Annotated in this window: 14 protein-coding genes and 2 tRNA genes; 9 read left to right on the top strand and 7 right to left on the bottom strand. The window is 43.8% G+C overall.

Annotation, left to right across the window (positions count from 1 at the left end; all coding sequences use genetic code 11):
* Positions 1–29 precede the first annotated feature (29 nt).
* A complete protein-coding gene (gene rluC, locus DFP75_RS04785; RefSeq protein WP_110572713.1) occupies positions 30–1,001 on the top strand; it encodes a 23S rRNA pseudouridine(955/2504/2580) synthase RluC in 972 nt (323 codons plus the stop codon).
* Between the two features lie 190 nt (positions 1,002–1,191).
* Here rluC and DFP75_RS04780 read toward each other — a convergent pair whose 3' ends face one another.
* A complete protein-coding gene (locus DFP75_RS04780; protein ID WP_110572711.1) occupies positions 1,192–3,090 on the bottom strand; it encodes a HAMP domain-containing methyl-accepting chemotaxis protein in 1,899 nt (632 codons plus the stop codon).
* A gap of 330 nt (positions 3,091–3,420) precedes the next feature.
* Between DFP75_RS04780 and DFP75_RS04775 the strand changes: the two genes are divergently transcribed.
* Both DFP75_RS04775 and DFP75_RS04770 read left to right on the top strand, forming a co-directional pair.
* Entirely contained in the window at positions 3,421–3,888 is a 468-nt protein-coding gene (locus DFP75_RS04775) for a hypothetical protein (protein ID WP_110572709.1), read from the top strand.
* Between the two features lie 46 nt (positions 3,889–3,934).
* Positions 3,935–4,690 (top strand): CLCA_X family protein, encoded by a 756-nt coding sequence (locus tag DFP75_RS04770; protein ID WP_110572707.1) that lies wholly within the window; start codon positions 3,935–3,937, stop codon positions 4,688–4,690.
* Positions 4,691–4,831: 141 nt separating this feature from the next.
* On the opposite strand, the gene gcvP is transcribed toward DFP75_RS04770, so the two are convergent.
* The 3 genes from gcvP to glyA all read right to left on the bottom strand — a co-directional run bounded on the left by gcvP (position 4,832) and on the right by glyA (position 9,490).
* Complete coding sequence (gene gcvP / locus DFP75_RS04765) at positions 4,832–7,696, bottom strand: aminomethyl-transferring glycine dehydrogenase (RefSeq protein WP_110572705.1); 2,865 nt, start codon at positions 7,694–7,696, stop codon at positions 4,832–4,834.
* Positions 7,697–7,771: 75 nt separating this feature from the next.
* Positions 7,772–8,155 carry a glycine cleavage system protein GcvH gene (gene gcvH, locus DFP75_RS04760; RefSeq protein WP_110572703.1) on the bottom strand — a complete coding sequence of 128 codons (384 nt, stop codon included), beginning with the start codon at positions 8,153–8,155 and terminating at the stop codon, positions 7,772–7,774.
* A gap of 57 nt (positions 8,156–8,212) precedes the next feature.
* Positions 8,213–9,490 (bottom strand): serine hydroxymethyltransferase, encoded by a 1,278-nt coding sequence (gene glyA, locus DFP75_RS04755; RefSeq protein WP_110572701.1) that lies wholly within the window; start codon positions 9,488–9,490, stop codon positions 8,213–8,215.
* Between the two features lie 371 nt (positions 9,491–9,861).
* Here glyA and gcvT point away from each other — a divergent pair, with 371 nt between their 5' ends.
* From gcvT to DFP75_RS04735, 4 genes are all read left to right on the top strand, one after another.
* A complete protein-coding gene (gcvT, locus tag DFP75_RS04750; RefSeq protein ID WP_110572699.1) occupies positions 9,862–10,962 on the top strand; it encodes a glycine cleavage system aminomethyltransferase GcvT in 1,101 nt (366 codons plus the stop codon).
* 131 nt (positions 10,963–11,093) lie between these two features.
* Complete coding sequence (locus tag DFP75_RS04745; protein ID WP_110572697.1) at positions 11,094–11,633, top strand: elongation factor P hydroxylase; 540 nt, start codon at positions 11,094–11,096, stop codon at positions 11,631–11,633.
* The gene (locus DFP75_RS04740) at positions 11,614–12,750 is read left to right on the top strand and encodes a 4-phosphoerythronate dehydrogenase (RefSeq protein WP_110572696.1); all 1,137 of its coding nucleotides are present in this window, start codon (positions 11,614–11,616) and stop codon (positions 12,748–12,750) included. Before DFP75_RS04745 ends, DFP75_RS04740 begins: the two co-directional genes overlap by 20 nt.
* A gap of 22 nt (positions 12,751–12,772) precedes the next feature.
* Positions 12,773–13,495 carry a flagellar brake protein gene (locus tag DFP75_RS04735; protein ID WP_110572694.1) on the top strand — a complete coding sequence of 241 codons (723 nt, stop codon included), beginning with the start codon at positions 12,773–12,775 and terminating at the stop codon, positions 13,493–13,495.
* Between the two features lie 57 nt (positions 13,496–13,552).
* Here the strand turns inward: DFP75_RS04735 and htpX are convergent, their stop codons facing one another.
* From htpX to DFP75_RS04720, 3 genes are all read right to left on the bottom strand, one after another.
* Positions 13,553–14,434 carry a protease HtpX gene (gene htpX / locus DFP75_RS04730; protein WP_110572692.1) on the bottom strand — a complete coding sequence of 294 codons (882 nt, stop codon included), beginning with the start codon at positions 14,432–14,434 and terminating at the stop codon, positions 13,553–13,555.
* A gap of 64 nt (positions 14,435–14,498) precedes the next feature.
* A complete protein-coding gene (locus DFP75_RS04725) occupies positions 14,499–15,716 on the bottom strand; it encodes a pyridoxal phosphate-dependent aminotransferase (protein ID WP_110572690.1) in 1,218 nt (405 codons plus the stop codon).
* A gap of 172 nt (positions 15,717–15,888) precedes the next feature.
* Positions 15,889–16,458 carry a YajG family lipoprotein gene (locus tag DFP75_RS04720; RefSeq protein ID WP_110572687.1) on the bottom strand — a complete coding sequence of 190 codons (570 nt, stop codon included), beginning with the start codon at positions 16,456–16,458 and terminating at the stop codon, positions 15,889–15,891.
* A 131-nt stretch (positions 16,459–16,589) separates the two neighbouring features.
* Between DFP75_RS04720 and DFP75_RS04715 the strand changes: the two genes are divergently transcribed.
* Both DFP75_RS04715 and DFP75_RS04710 read left to right on the top strand, forming a co-directional pair.
* Positions 16,590–16,665: transfer RNA gene (locus tag DFP75_RS04715), tRNA-Glu, on the top strand.
* Between the two features lie 59 nt (positions 16,666–16,724).
* Positions 16,725–16,799: transfer RNA gene (locus tag DFP75_RS04710), tRNA-Gly, on the top strand.
* The last annotated feature ends 21 nt before the right edge of the window (positions 16,800–16,820 follow it).

Genomic DNA, 16,820 nt, shown 5'->3' with positions numbered 1-16,820 from the left:
TCAATTATAAAGGAAACCAATCTTAGCTTATGTCGGACTCAGAACTTAATTCAGCAGAGCGTCCCGCGGTTCGTTACGTCACAATTGACGACAATAATACAGGTCAACGAATCGATAATTTTTTGGTTACCTTTTTAAAAGGTGTTCCGAAAGGAAAGATATACAACTTATTGAGGAAGGGAGAGATCCGCGTCAATAAGAAACGTACCAAGCCGGACTACCGTCTTCAAAATGACGACATCGTGCGTATTGCCCCGATTGTTATTGCGCCAGAATCTGATAAGCCTGTATTGTCTGATCGACTCAAGAGCGAGATAGAATCACGCATTGTCTATGAAGACAAAGGCTTGATCGTCGTCAATAAACCTTCTGGATTAGCCGTCCATGGTGGTAGTGGTTTGAGCTTTGGCTTGGTCGAAGTTATTCGTCAAATGCGACCGCAAGAGAAATTCATTGAGCTTGTTCATCGTCTTGATCGTGATACGTCTGGTCTTATTATGATCGCTAAAAAGCGTGCGGTTCTAAAAGAGTTGCATACTGCATTACGTGAAAAAGAAGGTGTACAAAAAACTTACCTTGCTCTGGTATATGGCAGTTGGCCGAAGCGAAAATTGCAAGTTAATGCCCCTTTGCTGAAAAATGAGCTGCAATCTGGCGAACGTATCGTGAGAGTCCACACTGACGGTAAAGAGAGTTTAACTCGCTTTAAATTGGTTCGTCAGTTTGAGGGTTACAGTTTAGTAGAGTGCGAGCCAGTAACAGGGCGTACTCATCAGATTCGCGTGCATACTTTGCATGCTGGCTATCCGATAGTAGGTGATGATAAATATTCACCGGCTGAGTCATTGAAAGAGACCAAAGCACTAGGATTCAAACGTCTGTGTCTGCATGCGACACGTCTTGATATCATGCTAAACGGAGAGCGTATGTTGTTCGAAGCTCCTTTGGATAAAGAGTGGCAAACCTTAATGAATGAAAAGTTAACGGGGATTTTTTCTTAACTTTTTTGTCATTACTGATTTAAATGTTTAAGTTTATAAAAAGACTTGCTGCGGCAGGTCTTTTTTGTCTATGCCTGAGTGTGTATTGGTTGGTACTTGCTAATTTAGCTGTAAATTAAAACAGCCATCTATTCATGTTGAATGAGATGGCTGTTGTTGATCGTTTTTATCAGGGGGCATAGATCTGTGATTAGATTTTGAATCGATCTGTCAGTGATTTAAGTTGATGACTTAATGCTCTCAAGTTGCTAACAGCGGAGACTGATTCAATAGAGCCTTCAGCGGTTTGGTCAGCTAACTGGCGAACATTTTCAACGCTGCGATTGATCTCATCAGACACTTGAGATTGTTCCTCGGCTGCTGTAGCTATTTGATTGTTCATATCTTGGACGTAGCCAACTTGTTCACTAATGTTTGCGAAGAGCTCCAATACTTCTTTAGCTTGTTCGGCGTTTTTCGTAGATAAATCACGGCTTATTAGCATTTTATCCAGAGATTCTTGGGCGCCATTTTGTAGTTCTACGATTAGATCCTCAATCTCTTTAGCGGAGCTTTGTGTTCTGCTGGCTAGTCCGCGTACTTCGTCTGCCACTACTGCAAAGCCTCGTCCAGCTTCTCCTGCTCGAGCTGCTTCTATTGCGGCATTTAGTGCTAGTAAATTGGTTTGTTCTGCAACGGCTTTAATAACCTCCAATACATTGCCGACGTTGTCGGTACGTGTTTTTAATTGCTCCATTGCAGTACTGGTGATGTTTAAGTCGCTCGCTAAAGACTCAATTGATCTTGCTGTGTCAGATACTTTTAAATTACCTTGATTCACTATGTGATCAGTTTTAGTGGTTGCTTCTGCTGCTGTTTCCGCATTGCGGGCGACCTCTGCAACGGTAGACGACATTTCATTGATTGCCGTTGCTACTTGATCTGTCTCATCCTTTTGAGACTGCATCATTGCTTGACCTTGTTTTGAAATGGTTTCTAATTGCGCACTTGTTGAGCTTAAATTTAGAACGCCAGTAACCACTTCCGAAATGAGCTTGTTTAAAGTGCGGCTCATTGCGCCAATATCGTTGTACAGCTGCCCTAATTCGTCTTTACGATCGGTTTTTAGAGTTTGGGTTAAGTCGCCATTAGCTATCTTCTCAACGGCGGCTTTCACTTCATTCATTGGGTTTACGATCAAGTGACGGATTAGTAAGGCAAAAAATATCCCCATCAAAATAGCGATCACAGTGACTGTGATTAATAGGGTTGAAACGCGTTCCCCATCTTTTTTGCTTTTTTGCTCTTGCAGAGCGGTAATCGAATCGATTTTATCGCTCATGCTAGACGACAGACTCATTAGTTTTTCTTGCGCTCTTACAAGCTCGCTATTAACAGCGGGATTTTTTTTCCCAAGTTCTTCGTATTGGCTTAAAAGAGATAAGATGGTCTGCTGTCTGTTTTGCAAGTCACTTGATAGCTGTAGATTTTTTGTCTTGTTGACAACAGCTTGAAATCTTGTTGTTACCAGTTCAACAGGGATGTTTTCTTTTTTGGCAACGTGGCTGTTGATCTCTGATGTCAGGGCATACCAGCTATTTGATGCATCCAAAGCTGTATTCATGTTTTGAACGTCATTTTGCTGACGAAGCGCTTGAATGGTTTGAGCGTATTGATTGAATAGATTGCTTAGCAATGTGTTGGCATCGTTATCAATGTCTTCCCATTTCTTAAGGGCATTAGTAAGGTTTGTAAGGGCTTTTTGATATTCAAGGACGTTTTGCTTTGTTTGATTTATTAGGTCTTTAACGTCTGCGCCGTCATACAGAGTATCACTCGTTTTTAAGAGGCTGGTGAGGGTTTCAATTCGACTAATAAGTTGATTTTTATCTTCTGTAGATCCTGAATCAGCAAAGCGCGCTCGGGCAATTTGCATATTCGCCACAGAATTACTTAAGTCATTAGATAGTCGGACTTTATCTGCTCTATTAAGCAGGGTGTTAACACCATAAATACCGACCATTCCAACAACAAGAGCAAGTAATAATACAGATCCAAAGCCTAAACCAAGTTTAGTGCCTATTAGCCTGTTTTCGAGAAAAATTTTCATGGGATTGCTTCCTTAGCGATTCTGAAAGAGTGTGGGAGGGCTGGGTTCTAGTCTTATCTTTGTTGTCTATATAGCCGCATTATAGGAGGCTATCATAGCGGTTATAGTAGAACTCTAGAAATAGTAAAAATGTGCATAAAATGAGATGTTTTAAGCGGTTGGTCGTGATTTTCACGCAATGCTTTTGTTGTTGAGTGTCGCCTTTTGCATTAAAAAGGCTAAAGATAAGGTTAAAATGTGCATCCGTTATTAGGCTGTTGTTCTTAGGGTTTCATCTCAATAGAATCAAGCTTTCAATTTATTGCATTCGCATTGGGCAAGAAGGTACGCATGAAGAAAGTTTTGTTGAGAAAACTGCAGTCTCTTACCGCGATTCTTGTGTTGAATACGGCCACAGTTAGTTTGGTGCAGGCGAGCGGCATTGGCTATGAAGCAGAGCCATTACAGGCTAGGGTGTTGGCTGATGATAGAAGAAGTTCACTTAAAAGTTCACAAGCTCAGCCTGATACATTAAATCAGTTGTATTTTGAAAATTCGTTGGCCTACGTTCAAAAGCACTCTGACAAGTCGCTTAGCTATCAGCATCAAGTAGCTTTGGCTATGGTAGAAGAGGCGTATCAAGATGACTATGATGCATTGTTGGATCAGTATGAGCGTGAAATAGAAGATGCTGCTGCCAGTTTAGATCATGAGCGAATTGAGAAGACGAAAAATAGAATAGAAGACCAGTTGCAAGATCTAAAGGCGATGCGTCGAGCTAAAATCGCAGAGTTCGATCGACAATTTAGTGCAGTTTAAACACTAGAGTGATTTTGAATCTGGTGTAATCAGTCAGTGAGTTTATATGTCCATTAGTCAAGGCCCTCTTAATTTCGTCATGATTCGTCGGCAATTTGATTTTCGTGGCATTGAAATGGGGCGCTGGGTGACGCCGGAAGAAAGAGATCGCGCGGCGTTGAATTTTCATCGGGCGCTTGAGGATCTTATGTCTGTCTTGCAAGGGCCTGAAGTGCTGATATCTTTGCGAGGTACATTGGGTCTTCAATATGGAAAAGGCGGAAGACCTGGTGTGGCTGCTCATTATGTGCCGGCAACGCGGCAATTATCTCTAGCGAAAAACGCGGGCGCAGGCAGTCTTGCTCACGAGTGGTTTCATGCTTTCGACCATTACATGGGCGATAAAATGTTCCAGCATGTATCGTCTTCTCATTTTGCTTCTGCGAGCTGGTTGAATAGCGCTCAACTGCAATTGTCCCGCAACAAAAAGCCTCATCCTTTAAACTTGTTGCTAGCAGAATGTTTCAAGGCAATTATGTTGAGCGAGCAGGGAGATGAGCCAAGTAATCTGTTTAAAGCCTCTCGCTCAGCCGATCATAAGTTAAAAGTCATCTATTACGCCAAACCAGAAGAGATGGCAGCGAGAGCATTCGAAGCCTTCGTAGAAGACACCAAACCCACCAGCACGTTTTTAGTCAGAGGTAGTCGTCATTCTGAAGAGGTCAAATTGGGTCTTTATCCTCAAGGTGAGCAGCGACTTCGTATTAATCAAGCCTTTCATGATTATTTCAGCTTACTTGGTCGAGCATTAAGTAAAGTGTAATGCGCATATTTAATAAATAAAATACCATTTATATCTTAATTATTTTATGGACTTGATGTGGTTCATCATGCCCAATGAAACAAAAAAGGCGAATCATTGCTGATTCGCCTTTTTTTTAGTGCTTTTTACTTGCTTAGAAGATTAGTCTTCGTAGCTGTTTATTGGTGGGCATTCGCAGAATAGATTACGGTCACCATAAACGTTGTCAATGCGGCCGACTGGCGGCCAGTATTTACGCGCTTTAATCCAATTAAGTGGGTAAGCCGCTTCTTTACGTGAATAGGCGTGATTCCATTCTACATCCAAAAGGCTGTCAGCGGTGTGTGGTGCATTGACTAGTGGGTTATCTTCAAGAGGCCATTCACCGGCTTGTACCTTGCTGATCTCTTTGCGAATCTGAATCATTGAATCGCAGAATCGATCTAGCTCTTCTAGGTTTTCAGACTCTGTTGGTTCGATCATCAATGTGCCTGCAACAGGGAAGGACATGGTTGGAGCATGGAAACCAAAGTCCATCAAGCGCTTAGCGATGTCTTCTTCACTGATGCCTGATTCTGCTTTTAGTGGGCGAATGTCGATAATGCATTCGTGTGCCACAGTGCCGTTTTTGCCAGTGTAAAGAACAGGGTAATGCTCGCCTAAGCGTTTAGCGATGTAGTTAGCATTCAAAATGGCGTTGAAGGTTGCATCACGCAAACCTTTGTCGCCCATCATTTTGATGTACATCCAAGTGATCACAAGAATGCTTGCGCTACCATATGGTGCTGCTGACACGGCTCCGTGTTGCTCAAGCATGCCCATCACTGGCGCAACAGCGTGGCCAGGCAGGAACGGTGCAAGGTGAGATTTAACCCCAATTGGACCCATGCCAGGACCACCGCCACCATGTGGAATACAGAATGTTTTGTGAAGGTTAAGGTGGGACACGTCGCCGCCGAATGAGCCTGGAGGCGCAACACCCACAAGAGCATTTAGGTTGGCGCCGTCAATGTAAACTTGTCCGCCAAATTTGTGAACGATGTCGCAAACCTCACGAATGTGTTCTTCAAATACACCATGAGTAGAAGGGTATGTTGCCATGATGCAGCTAAGTTGCGCGGCATGCTTTTCTGCTTTTTCAGCAAGATCAACTAAGTCAATATTGCCGTCTTCATCACATTTTACAATGACAACTTTCATACCTGCCAATGCCGCTGATGCAGGGTTTGTTCCGTGTGCTGAGCTTGGGATCAAGCAAACATCACGTTCATGGTCGCCACGAGATTTGTGATATTTGTCGATGGCAATCAGGCCTGCGTATTCGCCTTGCGCACCAGAGTTTGGTTGCAAAGAAACGGTATCATACCCCGTCGCCTTAGAAAGCATGTCGATAAGCTCTTGCAATAATGCATGATAGCCAGACACTTGATTGCTTGGTGCAAATGGATGGATGCGACCAAATTCAGCCCAAGTAACTGGAATCATTTCAGAAGCAGCGTTTAGCTTCATTGTACAAGAACCAAGTGGGATCATGCTTTGATTGAGTGCAATGTCTTTGACTTCCAATTGGTGCATATAACGCATCAATTCGGTTTCGCTGTGATGGCTGTTAAAGACTGGGTGGGTAAGAATGTCGTCTTGACGCAATAGGGAAGCATTAAAGCCATAAGCGCTTTCCGTATTTGTAATGCCTTCTAGTGTCAGTTCGGCACCGAAGCACTCGGCTAAGTCGACCACATCGTTTGGCGTAATTGTCTCGTTTAAAGAGATAGACAGTTGGCTTTCGGACATCTTGTGGAAGTTCATTAACTTCTCTGCACCTTTTGCCATGATGCTGTCAGTTTGTTCGCCAGTGTTAACGATAACGGTGTCAAAGTAGCTGGAGTTTGTCGTGAAGCCTTTTGCCTGGACGGCGCTCGCAAAACAGCTAGTAAGCGCTGCAACACGATTCGCTATTTTTTTAAGGCCAACAGGGCCGTGATAAACAGCGTAGAAGCCAGCCATCATTGCCAGTAGCGCTTGCGCGGTACAAATGTTTGATGTCGCTTTTTCACGACGAATATGTTGTTCACGTGTTTGCATTGCCATGCGGAGTGCTGGTTTGCCATGGCTGTCTTTAGATACGCCAATAACACGGCCTGGCATTGAGCGCTTAAATGCATCTTTGGTTGCTAGGAAAGCAGCGTGTGGGCCACCAAAGCCCATTGGCACGCCAAAGCGTTGAGCTGAACCGAAAACGATGTCTGCCCCCATTTCCCCTGGTGATTTCAATAGCACAAGAGACAGTAGGTCGACAGCGATACTAACAAGTGCGCCTTGTTCGTGCGCTTGTGCAATAACAGCTGATAAATCCGTCACTGTACCGTCAATGCCAGGGTATTGAAAAATGGCGCCGAATACATCGTGCTGTGCGAAATTCGCGATATCATCAACAACGACTTCAATTTCAAGTAGTTCGGCACGTGTTTTTATGACATCTATTGTCTGTGGCAAGCAGTGGCTTGCAACGAATAATGTGTCACTCTTCTTGCGGTTAGAGCGCTTCATTAGTGTCATTGCTTCAGCGGCTGCTGTCGCTTCGTCTAGCAAAGATGCGTTGGAAATCTCCATTCCTGTTAGATCTATGATTACTTGTTGGAAGTTTAATAGTGCTTCCAAGCGGCCTTGGGAGATTTCTGGTTGGTAAGGTGTGTAAGCAGTATACCAGCCTGGGTTTTCTAGTAGGTTACGTAGAATAGGGGATGGTACATGTGTGTCGTGGTAGCCCATGCCGATAAAAGAGCGTGCCACTTTGTTTTGGTTGGCGATGGCCTTTAATTGCACTAGTGCTTCGTTTTCACTAACAGGGTTGGCTGAAAGATCTAGATTTGCTTGACGAATGGCTTCCGGTACTGTCTTTTCGATTAGCTCCGGAAGGCTGTTGATGCCAATTGTAGATAGCATTTTGGCCTGCTCTGATGTGTCTGGGCCAATGTGGCGAGCAATAAATTCATCACTGTTTAACAAATCGCGAATGCACGAGGTCATGGTTTAATTACCTATTAAGATTAGATCTGGGAGTTAGGCTCTCAATACGGATGAAGCGAGAGCCTGGAGTCGAAGCTATTCGATTGTGGCTGAATAGCCTGCAGCATCAAGTAGTTTGTCAAGGTCAGCTGGGTCACTGAGCTTGATCTTAGCAATCCACGCATCTTTAAAAGGTGCTTCATTGATTAGCTCTGGTGAATCGTTTAGAGCGTCATTAACTTCAATTACTTCGCCATTAACAGGGGCATAAATGTCAGAAGCGGCTTTTACAGACTCAACTAAAGAGAATTGTTCGGTGGCTGTTACTTCAGTGCCAACATCAGGCAATTCAATGTAAACTACGTCGCCTAGTAGGTCTTGTGCATGGTCGGTAATGCCCACTGTTACAGTGCCATCGCCATTGTCTAGGACCCACTCGTGAGAGTCAGCGTATTTAAGGTTTTCTGGGATAGTGCTCATAGTATTTATGCCTCTTTAAAAAAGTACCCAAGAGCGAGGGCTCTTGGGTACGTGATTTTAGCGGTAAAGTGGGAAGCGTTTACAAAGTTCTTTTACTTCTGCAAGTACACGAGCTTCCACTTCTGGATTTCCTTCTGGCATTGCAACCAAGCCATCAAGTACATCACTGATAAGATGACCCACTTTTTGGAATTCTTCAATACCAAATCCACGAGAGGTTGCCGCTGGTGTGCCTAGACGGATGCCAGACGTTACCATTGGTTTCTCTGTGTCAAATGGGATACCGTTTTTGTTACAAGTAATGCCGGCGCGCTCAAGAGCTGCGTCTGCCGCATTACCTTTCAAACCTTTAGGGCGAAGATCAACCAGCATTAGGTGGGTATCGGTGCCGCCAGTAACGATGTCACAACCGCGCTCAACCATTACTTCTGCCAGTGCTTTCGCATTCGCAACAACTTGTTTGATGTAATCTGTAAATTCTGGTTTCAACGCCTCACCGAAAGCAACAGCTTTACCAGCAATAACGTGCATCAATGGACCACCTTGGTAGCCTGGGAAAACCGCAGAGTTGATTTTCTTGCCAAGATCTAGGTCATTGGAAAGAATCATACCGCCACGTGGGCCGCGAAGCGTTTTATGCGTTGTTGTTGTAACAATGTGCGCATGTGGAAGTGGAGATGGGTGTACACCAGTTGCAACAAGGCCAGCAATGTGAGCCATGTCAACAAACAGGTAGGCGCCAACTTTATCTGCAATTTCACGGAAGCGTTTGAAGTCGATTTGACGAGGAATAGCAGAACCACCCGCGATAATCATTTTTGGCTTGCACTCTAGGGCTTGCGCTTCGATAGCATCGTAATCGATCAATAATGTTTCTGGGCTAACTTCATATTGTACAGCGTTAAACCATTTGCCAGATTGAGCTGGTGCAGCACCGTGAGTTAAGTGACCGCCAGAAGACAATGACATGCCCATGATGGTATCGCCAGGCTGAAGCAATGCTAGCATTACAGCACCATTTGCTTGAGCGCCGGAATGAGGCTGAACGTTGGCAAACTCACAGTTGAAAAGTTTTTTGGCACGGTCAATAGCTAGTTGTTCAGTTACGTCAACCGCTTCACAACCACCGTAGTAACGACGATGCGGATAACCTTCTGCGTATTTGTTAGTAAGAACTGAGCCTTGAGCTTCTAGAACAGCTTTTGAAGTGATGTTTTCAGAAGCGATCAATTCAATGCCAGTTTCTTGGCGTTCTTGTTCTTCAACGATTGACGCAAAAAGTTCTGGATCTCGCTGAGCTAAAGTTTGGCTGAAAAAAGCTTCGGTATTCGCCATGGGGAAATTCCTCTTAAATAAACATGTATGCCAAAAAGACAATGAGTGGTGCATATAATAACACTAAGGCAGTCTATGATGATGAAAAAAGATCATCTTTCTAGGAGCGTCAGTCATTGTTCGGTTTACGTCATTTTTGCTTATGATAATGAAAAAGTTTCCAATTGGAAACACCAATCAACATGGATTTTTTAAGTTTGTTTATTAATATATTTGACCGTTTGTTTAGTATTTTGCTTAGAAAATATTGGGATTATGTCAATTGTTGTATGAATAAATGCGGCTTGGGGCTTGTCAAGTCTGGCTGAATTTAGATACTCTGTTTCCAATTGGAAACAGACATTGTTACTACTTTATTAAAGGTTTTCGTTATGAAACGTACTGCTCTATGTGATCTACACGTTGCTTCTGGTGCTAGGATGGTTGAATTTGCTGGATATGAAATGCCAGTTCAATACCCACTGGGTGTGATGAAAGAACATTTGTGGACTCGCGAAAATGCGGGATTGTTTGATGTGTCGCATATGGGTCAGGTGATACTCCGTGGTGAAAACGTAAAGGCAGCGCTGGAAGCTATTTTGCCGGTTGATGTACTTGGGCTGGCTGAAGGTACGCAGCGTTACGGTATGTTTACTACTGATAAGGGTGGCATCACAGATGACTTGATGTTCGCTAATTGGGGTGATGAGATTTTTATGGTGGTTAATGCTGGCTGTAAAGAGCAAGACTTTGCTTATTTGCAGTCGACATTAGTCGGTTGTGAAGTTGAGATTGTTAACGATCGATCCTTGTTGGCGATTCAGGGTCCAAAAGCTCGTGAAGTGTTTGCTCGTATGGTGCCTGATGCAGCGACGGTGACTTTTATGCAAAGCGAAAAAATGTCATGGCAGGGTGTTGAGCTATGGGTAAGCTGCTCTGGCTACACTGGTGAAGACGGTTATGAGGTTTCTGTGCCAAATGAGCACGCTGAAGACTTCGTAAATGCTTTGTTGGCTTTTGAAGAGGTAGAGTGGATCGGTCTTGGTGCTCGCGATTCTTTACGTCTTGAAGCTGGTTTATGCTTGTATGGCCACGATATCGATACGACAACGACACCAGTAGAAGCTTCGCTTAATTGGGCGATTCAAAAAGTACGTCGTCTAGAAGGTGATCGTGCTGGTGGTTTTCCTGGCGCTGATATTATTTTGGCGCAATTCGCTGATAAACCAGCTAGAAAACGTGTTGGCTTTCTAGTCGATGGTCGTGCGCCAGTTCGTGAAGGTGTTGAGATCGTGAATGCTTCCGGAGAGGTTAAGGGTGTGGTAACGAGTGGTGGTTTTTCTCCAACGCTTGCTAAGCCTATTGTGATGGCTTATGTGGCTGCCCAATCACTTGATTCCAGTGAGGCGCTGTTTGCCAATGTCAGAGGAAAGAGTATTCCGCTGACTCAGACGTCTATGCCGTTTGTGCCTTCTCGATATTACCGAGGTTAGCTCTAGACTATTTAACTGGCCCGTTCTTGTGTGAATCGGGCTTGCATCAAATGCGTCACGTGAAGTCGACTTCTTTGCGTGGCGCATTTTTGTTTCCTGTGTGATAATTCTTAGCTTTTGGAGTCTATACGTTGGCAAGTGTAACGCAGCTTGTTGAAGCCTTCCGTGCTTGTTTTTTTTCGAGTTTTAATACCCGTCTTGTTGGTGGAGCAGATGAACCCTTGTATTTGCCTGCATCAGCTGAGGCCCCAGCGACTATATATTTTCGTTTAGATTATCCTTCAAGTGCTCTGCATGAGGTGAGTCATTGGTGTATCGCAGGTGCTGAGAGGCGCTTATTGGAAGATTATGGCTACTGGTATGAATCCGATACGCGAGACTTACAAACACAACAAGAATTTGAGCGGGTTGAAATTAAACCCCAGGCGGTTGAGTGTATTTTACATTGGGCGGCTGGATTACCTTTTCGTGTAAGTGTTGATAATTTGTCTATGCCTGATTATGACGCCAAGCATTTTGAGCGAACAGTAATGAAGCAGGTTGGAAGCTTTGTTGTTTCTGGCTTACCGAAAAGGGCTGAGATTTTTTCTGCCTATTTATTGGCACAACGCCAACCTGATTTAATTTTTAGTGAGTTTTTAAAGCAACAGTATGAAGATTATTGCAGATGAGAATATGCCTAATGCGAAAGCTCTTTTTTCGCATTTGGGTGATGTGGAATTAGTAAACGGCCGAACAATAACGAACAGTCAAATAAAAAACGCCGATGTGCTGTTGGTTCGTTCCGTTACTAAGGTGACACGAGAGTTGCTTGAGGGTAGTTCTGTTCGTTTTGTCGGAAGTGCCACCATAGGTGTTGATCATATTGATTTGGATTATTTGACTGAAGCTGGAATTGAATTTAGCAGTGCGCCAGGTTGCAATGCAGAGGCGGTTGCGGATTATGTTTTTAGCGGCTTGAGTCATTTGTATATGACAAAGAAGCTGAGTTGGCTAAATAAGAAAATCGGTGTGGTGGGTTATGGTAATGTTGGAAAAACGGTTTATGACCGTTTTACTAATTTGGGTTGCCAAGTGTGTGTCTATGATCCCTTTAAAGATAATGAGGCTGGTGCAGCAAACTTTGTTGCATTAGATGAAATCCTTTCTTGTGATGTAATTTCCCTGCATGCACCTTTAACTACTACGGGATCTTTTCCAAGTAAAGGGATGATTGGTAGCAAAGAGCTTGCTCAACTGTCAGCTGGCACCGCAGTCATTTCAGCGGGGCGGGGTGGCGTAATTGATGAAGAGGCTCTGCTTGAACGACATAGTCAGTTGAATGGTGATATTCATTTGGTTATTGATGTTTGGGATACGGAGCCAGAGATTAATCAGGATTTGGTCTCTATTGTTGATATTGCTACACCACATATTGCGGGATACAGTAAACAAGGGCGCGAAAAGGGGACTTGGATGGTGTATCAGGCTTTGTGCCGCCATTTAGCGATAAGCTCTCAATCTGTTAATAAAAGTGATGCTATTAGTTCCGGCTGGCTTTCGTCTATCGATGTTGTTGCAAGTGGTGACCAAGAAGAAATGCTGGCTCGAAGTGTGCAAGCAATTTATGATGTCGCTCGAGATGATGTTAGATTGCGGTTTAAATATCGAGAAAATAAAGAAAATAATGTTTTTGATTGGTTGAGAAAGCATTATGTGGAAAGAGATGAATTTAATACTTGTGCAGTGGGTGCGATTAATAATGACGTATCCAGTCTAGTGTGTGCTGTTGGTTTCTCGAAAAAATAAATAATAAGGCTTAGGTAACAGAATGGCTGGAGTTATGCAGGTTGACTTGGGGACTCTTGATGTACCTATAGGTACAAATGTTCAGGTGGAATTTATTTCTCCTCCGGGTCGTTATATGGTGAAAGTTCTTGGGAATATACCAGGAAGGTCTTTGATACTTTCTGCACCGAAAATAAACGGTAAAAATATTTTAGTGAGAGATGGGCAGGTGGTGAATATTCGCCTAATGCTGAGCACTCATGTTTGTGCGTTTTCAAGCAAGGTGGCAAAAAGCTATCTAGAGCCGGCGGCGCACCTTCATATTGCCTACCCAGAATATGTTGAAACATCAGAAGTGCGTCAGGCGGTTCGTGTCGAAACCCGTTTGATTGCCAATGTTGAGCCAAATGGTTCCCCGTTGTCTATCTCATCCCCTTCTTCGTCGGTTATTATCGATTTGAGTTTTGGTGGCGCTAAGCTAATTTCAAAAGAAGACTTCGGCTCAGTTAATCAGACAATGAAGTTAAACTGTAATGTCAAAGTTGGCCCGTATAATCATCTTTTAAAGCTAGACTGTGAGATTCGGTCGCAAGAAATTCAAATGTTAGAACAGGTCCAAGCCAGTTTGGTGGATAATGATTTTCTAGCAAGAATGGGTGTTGAATATTTTTACGTTTATGGGGTGCGATTTGTTGATCTTGCAAAGGATGTAGGTATTCCGCTCATGGCGTTTATTTTTGAAACACAGCACAATAAAACAAGGTAAGCACCCTGTTTTCATAAAAAAAACGCCAGCAAAATGCTGGCGTTTTTTTGTGTGAGATTAAAGTGCTTGAAGTGCTTTAATTCGGTCTTCAATAGGAGGGTGGCTAGAAAATAACTCTCCCATTGTAGGCGTTCTGCCGCGTCTGATCCCGAAAGCAAGCATTGAATCTGGCATGCGGCTTTCTTCGTGTTCTTGCTGTAATCGTGCAAGTGCGGCAATCATCGCGCCTTTGCCTGCTAAGCGAGCGCCTGCCTCGTCTGCTCTGAATTCTCGATAGCGAGAGAACCACATGACAATCATAGAAGCTAAGATACCGAAGATAATTTCAAAAACAAAAGTGGCGATATAATAACCCCAGCCTACAGAGCCTTCGTCGTCATTTCGGCGTAAGAATTGGTCGACAGCGTAAGCGGCAATTCGAGCAAAAAACATCACGAAAGTGTTCACTACGCCCTGAATAAGAGACAGTGTGATCATGTCGCCATTTGCTACGTGGCCAATCTCGTGCCCAAGTACCGCTTTGATTTCGTCAGGTGAAAACCTATCCAGCATACCGCTTGATACAGCGACTAAAGCGTCGTTCTTGTTCCAGCCAGTTGCGAATGCGTTGGCTTCATGGGCAGGGAATATGGCGACCTCTGGCATTTTTATTCCCGCTTGTTGGGATAGGTCTTTTACTGTGTCAAGTAGCCATACTTCTTTATGGTTTTTTGGCTGTGTAATAACGACAGCTCCAGATCCACGTTTTGCCATGAATTTGGAGAGAAGAAGTGAAACAAGACTGCCAGCAAAGCCAAATACACCACAGAAAATAAGCAAGGAGGTGAAATCCAAGCCATTGCTTGACATATAACCATTAACACCCAAAAGACTAAGAACGATACCTGCAACCACCATGACTGCTAAGTTCGTTAATAAAAACAGGATAATGCGCATCACTATGCTCCTTAAGTAACTGTTAAGGAGCATAGTAGGGCTTTATGGGATTATTTCAAGAGCGTAATTAACGCTTTCTTAATCGTCCTAAAAAAGCAGCAAACCTTTCCATGGCGGGGGTTAGCTCTTCAACATGTGGAAGAAATACGAACCGAACATGGTCGGGGGTTGGCCAGTTGAATCCTGTGCCTTGAACGATCAGGACTTTTTCTTCGCGTAAAAATTGCAAAACTAGGTCTATGTCATTTTTAATGTCGTAGACTTTCGGGTCTAAACGAGGGAATAGATATAATGCCCCCTCAGGTTTGTGACAGTGTACGCCCGGTATCGAATCGAGTGCTTCCCACGCTACTTTACGTTGTTCATACAGGCGCCCTCCGGGAATGATCAACTCATTGATGCTTTGGTAACCGCCAAGGGCTGTCTGAACAGCGTGCTGAGCGGGTACATTGGCACACAGGCGCATTGAGCTTAGTATGTCTAGCCCTTCTATATAATCTTGTATGCCACTCCTGTCTCCAGTAATAGCCATCCAGCCAGATCGAAAGCCTGCCGTGCGGTATACTTTGGAAAGTCCGCCAAAGGTGATGCAAGGCGCTCGCCCTTCGGTCAGGGTTGCTGTAGGGATGTGCTTGGCTTCGTCATATAGAATTTTGTCATAAATCTCGTCGGAAAAGATGAGCAAGTTGTGTTCTTCTGCAATGTTAACAATCGATTCGAGCACATCTTTTTCGTAGACGGCCCCAGTAGGGTTGTTTGGATTGATAATAACGATCGCTTTTGTTTTGTTTGAGATTTTAGAGCGAATGTCATTAATGTCTGGCTGCCATCCTGAGCCTTCATCACATAGGTAATGTTTTACGTAGCCACCAGATAGCGTTGCTGCCGCTGTCCAGAGTGGATAGTCTGGAGCGGGGATAAGAATTTCATCGCCATCATTAAGTAGGCCTTGCATCGCGAGAACAATTAACTCGCTAACGCCATTGCCCATCCATACGTGATTAACGTCAGCAGATTTAATGCCCATTGCTTGGTATTTTTGCATGACGGCTTTTCGAGCGGAAAAAAGCCCTTTAGAGTCGCAGTAGCCTTGCGATGTAGGTAGGTTGCGAATAACGTCGACTAGAATTTCATCAGGAGCTTCAAAACCGAAAGGAGCAGGGTTGCCGATGTTGAGCTTTAGAATTCTCTGTCCTTCTTCTTCCATTCGAACGGCTTCTTTTAGAATTGGGCCGCGAATTTCATAGCATATGTTAGCGAGTTTGTTTGATTTGCGAATTTGCACCACATTATCCTTACTAAATCTGTGTGGGAGATACGTCAACTGTACACCTTACTTATAAGTGATCAAGATATGCCAAGAAAAAAGTCTTATAAAAGAAGAGAAGTGAGGGGAGATTGGTGAGAAAAAACCAGCCACCTATATATAAAGAGAGGGTGGCTGGTGGTTTTGGGGGCTATTTAAGTAGAGTTAGGATGTTTGGATCACTTAATAGTCGATTAACTGTTTGGCTAGCCAGAGCGTTCATGTCGTCTTGTATTGCTTGTTGATATGGCATGGTGCCGTATTCACGCACTTTTTGAGAACCATAGTTAGCTTTATATGTCTGTCCTTTTGCAGCGAGAGTCACTTTTAGTTCAAACTCTAGAGTTGCAACAGTTTTTAAAGTTTCGACTTTAGTGGTGTAACTCATTTTGCTAATGTCAATTTGTAGGTCAGCTGCAGGCATGAGTCCTTGATCAGGTGTAAAGCCAAGTTCTCGTAATCCTTTCAGGACGCTTTCTTTTACACTCAACTTAATGTCATTGGTTGTAAATATATCTGCACGTTCATTAATGCCGGTTTTAATAGAGCCGATGGCGCTGTTAAGTTGAGTACTGGTTGAAACATTGATCACTCGCTCGTTTGTTAGGTTGGCAGCTTGCACCTCGGCTTGCGGAGTGACGCTTATATAGTGGGTTGTGGAGCAGCCAGCTAATAGAAGAGTGGAAAGTGACAAGGCTAGAAAAAGTTGTTTATGTTGCATAATGACTCCGATCAGATTGATTTCTAAAGCGACTTTTTTCCTAAGTGGCTTAAATTAATGAAAAAAACTGTTGATTTTAAGTTTAGTAACAGTAATATACGCACCCGCTCACACAGCAAGATTATAACGTTGTCCCATTCGTCTAGAGGCCTAGGACACCGCCCTTTCACGGCGGTAACAGGGGTTCGAACCCCCTATGGGACGCCATCTTTTCATAAGGATGTGCGGATAGTCTACCCGAAAATGGGTTTGTGCGAGAGTTTTTTGCGGGAATAGCTCAGTGGTAGAGCACAACCTTGCCAAGGTTGGGGTCGCGAGTTCGAGCCTCGTTTCCCGCTCCATTCTTCTTTAGGGAAGAAAAT

The organism is Marinomonas alcarazii (genome assembly GCF_003208215.1).
Taxonomy (GTDB): domain Bacteria; phylum Pseudomonadota; class Gammaproteobacteria; order Pseudomonadales; family Marinomonadaceae; genus Marinomonas; species Marinomonas alcarazii.
Note: the sequence above shows the minus strand (reverse complement) of the source record. Positions and strands in the feature narration are given on the sequence as shown.